Origin of the sequence: Pseudomonas sp. R62 (genome assembly GCF_000257605.1) — a bacterium.
GTDB classification, from domain to species: Bacteria; Pseudomonadota; Gammaproteobacteria; order Pseudomonadales; family Pseudomonadaceae; genus Aquipseudomonas; species Aquipseudomonas atacamensis.
Window position 1 is genome coordinate 1,015,394 of sequence record NZ_JH635999.1, and the last position, 4,604, is coordinate 1,019,997.

Sequence of the window (4,604 nt, forward strand, 5' to 3'; positions counted from 1 at the left end):
GCGGTCTGCGTGACGAACAGCTTCTGCGCAGCGGCGGCGAGACTGCCGTGACGGACGATTTCGAGGAAAGTGCGAGCGAGGTCGATGTCCATGGGGCAGGGCCGGTGTCTGGAGGTGGAGCGCATTGTAAGTCAAAAGGCTCTCTCCCCAACCTGAAAGCAGCAACGGATTGAACCGCTGAAAATTGCGTTTGAGTCCTACGGAAACAGGAGCGTTTTGATCAGATTTGGGGATATTTCTGACGACTTTTTCAGGTTGGTCGTCGGACGCCGGGTCTATAGGATCAGTCCTGACATTGAAGTCATCGAGCGCACAGATCGCTCTGGACCCGGACAAAGGATGGACTATGCGAATCCCACTGATTGAAAGCCATACGCCTGCTTACTCGCCTCGCCATTACTGGCGCGACGATCGCGCCAGGTGTCCCTCGGAGGACGTTGCCATGCCGAGCGCCAAAGTGCCCCGGCTCACGGGCTTGAAGAAGCTCGAGGGCAAACCTCTGGAGTTGCTGTTGCGTGGGCAGGATACCGGCGACGATCCGATGCTCATCCTGCGCTGCACAAGCGAAGGATTTGAGCTGCTTGATGTAGTGAACATGATCGCAACCTCCGAGCTGTACCAACAGGGAGAGATGGTCAAACGTATCACCGGCAAATCCGTGAGAACCGTGCGACGCCTGCTCAAGGAAGGCGCGTCGGTGCGCCTGGACACGCCGCAGAGCGTCATCGCCTACCAATATGCCGCTGCGCTGGAACTGGCCATCGAAGTATTCGGGCGTCAGGCCAAGGCCGAATCATGGCTGGAGCAACGCGCTACTTACTTCTACGGTTATGTGCCGCTCGATCTGGTTGGACATGCGCTGGGCTTCAGGATGGTGGAGGAGTATCTGAACCAGATCAAATACGGGGTTTATCAATGAACCCCTTGCCCTGGGATGATCGCTGGTACGCCTGGCGGCTGGACCGCGAGGTGTACAGCGAGACCTGGGACAGCGGCCTGGGGTCGAAACGGGACGGCGGTCGCTGGAATACGCCCGGCCGCAGAGTCGTTTATGCGTCGGTCGACCCCTCCACGGCGATACTGGAGGTGGCCGCCCATGGCAGCTTCGATGCACTTGATCAGGAGCCCTATGTGTTGACCTGTTTTGAAATCACCCACGACGCCAGCGTCAGAATCGTGCAACCGGAAGATGTGCCCAATCCGCATTGGCTCACCCCGATCAAAACCTCACCCAACCAGCGAAAGTTTGCCGACGCACTGTTGGCTGAACATCCATTTGTTCTGGTGCCGTCGGTGGCCACGCGACACTCGTGGAATTTGCTGGTGAGTTGCGATCTGGCGGAGGGTCAGTTCAGGATGGTTTCGCAAGAGCGGTTTGGGCTGGACACGCGGTTGTTGCAGGAGGGTTGATCGTACCTACGCGAACGGAGAGCGAAGCCGAGGCCTGCGCTGATCCCCTTGCATGAACGACAAATCCCGCCAGAAGGGCGGGATTTGTTTGAACCAGGCTGCTTCTTACGAAGGGAACAGCTCGGACAGTTTCATCGACAGCATCATGTCGCCTTCAACGCGCAGCTTGCCGCCCATGAAGGCCTGCATGCCGTCGGTTTCGCCGCTGACGATGTCTTTCAGGGTCTGGCTGTCCAGCACCAGCGTGCAGTTGGCGTCCGGGTTTTCACCTTCCTGGATGTCGCAGGTGCCGTCTTTGACGATCAGCGCGTATTGCTTGTCTTCGTCGGTGATGTTGAAACCGAAGACCAGGTCCAGACCGGCAGCGGCGGCTGGGTTGAACTTGGCTTGCATTGCTTTTACGGCATCAGCTACGGAGGTCATGGTTCGATCCTTTCTTGGTCATGGGAGCTGGGTGGTTACAGCCAGGGTCACAGTAAGCCGGACTCAGCGAAAAGTGATGAGTTCCGGGGCCTTCAGCAGTTGCAGGTGTGCGTGACTGTTGAAGGAAGCCAGAGCCACCTCGCGACCACGAAACTTCAATTGGTTGAGCGAGGTGTTGACGATTTGCCAGTTCAATTCAAAGGCCTGTCTGGCAGGCATTTGCGTAATCAGGTGGAGCAGGGCAGTGATGGTACCGCCGGAGGTAAACACGGCGATTTTCTGGTTCTTTTCCGCCAGGTCGAGGATGCGGTGCAGCCCGGCCTGAACCCGTTCGACGAAACCCAGCCAGCTTTCCAGTCCGGGTGTGTCGTAGGTGCCGGCGAGCCAGCGCTCGACGATCAGGGCGAAGATGCGCTGGAATTCACCGCGGTTCTGCGCGGCGTTGCGCAGGATGTCGAGGGCTTCCGGCTCTTCCGGCAGCATGGCCGGGAGTAGAGCGCGGATCACCGCATCGGCATCGAATTCGTTGAAGGCGGAATCGGTTTCGAGGACTGGAACCGGCAGGCCTCTGGCGCTGAATTGCTCCAGTGCACTGGTGGCGGTGTGCTGTTGACGACGCAGGTCACCGGCAAGGCAACGATCAAAGCTGATACCGAGGTCGGCGAGGTGCTGGCCGAGGATTTCTGCCTGACGCACACCGGTCGGCGACAGCACGTCGTAATCGTCTGCACCAAAGGAGGCCTGGCCATGTCGTATCAAGTAGATGCTGCCCACGTCCGCGTCGTCCCGGTACGTTGAAGGTCAGGCGAGGTTATGAGGATGGCGTAAGGCTGTCAATGAAAAAACATACGCTTGTTTGAAATGCCCGTTACAGGCGTGTTGCCAGAGGTTTCACGGCTGGCCGATGAGCCAGCGCATGGGTATGCTGGAGCCATTCCGCGTGTAATACACCGTCACGCATTGCTTTGAGGAGTCTCTGTGGATTTTTTCACCGAATACGCCAGCTTCCTGGCCAAGACCGTCACGCTGGTGATCGCCATTCTGGTGGTGCTGGCCAGTTTTGCTGCATTGCGCAGCAAGGGCCGGCGCAAATCGGCGGGCCAGTTGCAGGTCAGCAAGCTCAACGATTTCTACAAGGGCCTGCGTGAACGCCTGGAGCAGACCCTGCTCGACAAGGATCAGCTCAAGGCATTGCGCAAGGGCGAAGCGAAAACAGAAAAAAGCGCGAAGAAGCAAAAGAACAAGCCTGAGACCAAATCCCGGGTGTTCGTGCTCGACTTCGATGGCGATATCAAGGCTTCCGCCACCGAGAGCTTGCGCCACGAGATCACCGCGCTGCTGACCCTGGCCACGCCGAAAGACGAAGTGGTTCTGCGTCTGGAAAGTGGCGGCGGCATGGTGCACAGCTACGGTCTGGCATCGTCGCAGCTGGCTCGAATCCGTGATGCGGGCGTGCCACTGACCGTGTGCATCGACAAGGTCGCGGCCAGCGGCGGTTACATGATGGCGTGCATCGGCGACAAGATCATCAGCGCTCCGTTCGCCATCCTCGGTTCGATCGGCGTGGTCGCGCAATTGCCCAACGTCAATCGCCTTTTGAAGAAGCACGATATCGATTTCGAAGTGCTCACCGCCGGTGAGTACAAGCGCACCCTGACCGTGTTTGGTGAAAACACCGAAAAGGGTCGCGAGAAGTTTCAGGAAGACCTCGACATTACCCATCGCTTGTTCAAAAACTTCGTCGCCCGTTATCGCCCGCAACTGGCGATCGATGAGGTGGCTACCGGTGAGGTGTGGCTCGGTATCGCTGCGCTGGAAAACCAACTGGTGGACGAACTGAAGACCAGCGATGAATACCTGGCACAGAAGGCCAAACAGGCCGAGGTGTATCACCTGCACTATGCCGAGCGCAAAAGCCTGCAGGAACGCATCGGCATGGCTGCCAGTGGCTCGGTGGACCGCGTGCTGTTGAGCTGGTGGAGCCGTCTTACCCAGCAACGCTTCTGGTAAACCGCAGGCATAAAAAAACGCCGGTCACATGACCGGCGTTTTTGTGTCTGCGACAAACGTCCGACGCTTAGCGGCGACGGAACAGCGGCAGTGGTTCGTCAGCGGCAGCCTGGTAAGTCACCGAGAAGTCCTTGAGGCCTTCCAGTGCTTCGTACGGGTCTTTATCCGCGCGAATGGCAAAGGCGTCGAAACCGCAGCGATGCATGTAGAACAATTGGTCCCGTAGTACATCGCCAATCGCACGCAGCTCGCCTTTGAAACCATAACGGTCACGCAGCAGACGGGCATTGGAGTAGTTACGGCCGTCGGTAAACGCCGGGAAGTTCAAGGCGATCACCTGAAACTTGGCGACGTCCTCACCGATTTCCTCGGCCTCTTCATCAGCATCCAGCCACACACCCAGGCCACCGTCGCGGGCCAGGAGCATGCGGCTGTGTTCGCGCCACAGCTGCAGCGGCACGATCAGATCGTCGCAGTTGCTGATTTCATCGATATTGAAATCCTTCGGCAACAGGTGCCAGGTTTCGTCGACGACTTCGTTGTTCTTAATGATTCGCTGCATAGACGCGTTCCTTGAAGAGGTCGATGCCAATACGCTGATAAGTGTCGATGAAGCGCTCGTCTTCGGTGCGTTGTTCAACGTACACGTCGATCAGCTTCGAGATCACGTCAGGCATGGCTTCCTGTGCGAAGGACGGGCCGAGGATCTTGCCCAGGCTCGCATCACGGCTGGCGCTGCCGCCGAGGGAGACCTGATAGAA

General features: G+C 58.1%; 7 protein-coding genes and 1 pseudogene. 3 read left to right on the plus strand and 5 right to left on the minus strand.

Going from position 1 to position 4,604, the window contains the following annotated elements; genetic code table 11:
- Positions 1-92, minus strand: a 92-nt coding sequence (locus OQK_RS30165; RefSeq protein ID WP_157221962.1) for a LysR family transcriptional regulator, incomplete at its 3' end; no start/stop codon positions are given.
- A 350-nt stretch (positions 93-442) separates the two neighbouring features.
- Here OQK_RS30165 and OQK_RS22915 point away from each other — a divergent pair.
- Positions 443-919 (plus strand): MbcA/ParS/Xre antitoxin family protein, encoded by a 477-nt coding sequence (locus OQK_RS22915; protein WP_024012725.1) that lies wholly within the window; start codon positions 443-445, stop codon positions 917-919.
- On the plus strand, positions 916-1,410 hold the full coding sequence (locus OQK_RS22920; RefSeq protein WP_016774476.1) for an RES family NAD+ phosphorylase: 495 nt from the start codon (positions 916-918) through the stop codon (positions 1,408-1,410). Before OQK_RS22915 ends, OQK_RS22920 begins: the two co-directional genes overlap by 4 nt.
- A 105-nt stretch (positions 1,411-1,515) precedes the next feature.
- Here OQK_RS22920 and OQK_RS22925 read toward each other — a convergent pair whose 3' ends face one another.
- Positions 1,516-1,833 carry an SCP2 sterol-binding domain-containing protein gene (locus OQK_RS22925; RefSeq protein WP_016774477.1) on the minus strand — a complete coding sequence of 106 codons (318 nt, stop codon included), beginning with the start codon at positions 1,831-1,833 and terminating at the stop codon, positions 1,516-1,518.
- A 63-nt stretch (positions 1,834-1,896) separates the two neighbouring features.
- Positions 1,897-2,607, minus strand: coding sequence for a histidine phosphatase family protein (locus tag OQK_RS22930; RefSeq protein ID WP_016774478.1), 711 nt, complete (start codon positions 2,605-2,607; stop codon positions 1,897-1,899).
- Between the two features lie 204 nt (positions 2,608-2,811).
- Here OQK_RS22930 and sohB point away from each other — a divergent pair, with 204 nt between their 5' ends.
- Positions 2,812-3,843 carry a protease SohB gene (sohB, locus tag OQK_RS22935; RefSeq protein ID WP_016774479.1) on the plus strand — a complete coding sequence of 344 codons (1,032 nt, stop codon included), beginning with the start codon at positions 2,812-2,814 and terminating at the stop codon, positions 3,841-3,843.
- Between the two features lie 67 nt (positions 3,844-3,910).
- On the opposite strand, the gene OQK_RS22940 is transcribed toward sohB, so the two are convergent.
- Both OQK_RS22940 and OQK_RS31615 read right to left on the minus strand, forming a co-directional pair.
- Positions 3,911-4,405 (minus strand): DUF934 domain-containing protein, encoded by a 495-nt coding sequence (locus OQK_RS22940; protein WP_016774480.1) that lies wholly within the window; start codon positions 4,403-4,405, stop codon positions 3,911-3,913.
- Positions 4,389-4,604: pseudogene (locus OQK_RS31615) on the minus strand (nitrite/sulfite reductase); the annotation flags it as partial. The pseudogene OQK_RS31615 and the gene OQK_RS22940, both read right to left, overlap by 17 nt.

Coding starts and splice junctions, on each gene's coding strand:
- OQK_RS22915 (WP_024012725.1), top strand. CDS start 443: ATGCCGAGCGCCAAAGTGCCCCGGCTCACGGGCTTGAAGAAGCTCGAG.
- OQK_RS22920 (WP_016774476.1), top strand. CDS start 916: ATGAACCCCTTGCCCTGGGATGATCGCTGGTACGCCTGGCGGCTGGAC.
- OQK_RS22925 (WP_016774477.1), bottom strand. CDS start 1,833: ATGACCTCCGTAGCTGATGCCGTAAAAGCAATGCAAGCCAAGTTCAAC.
- OQK_RS22940 (WP_016774480.1), bottom strand. CDS start 4,405: ATGCAGCGAATCATTAAGAACAACGAAGTCGTCGACGAAACCTGGCAC.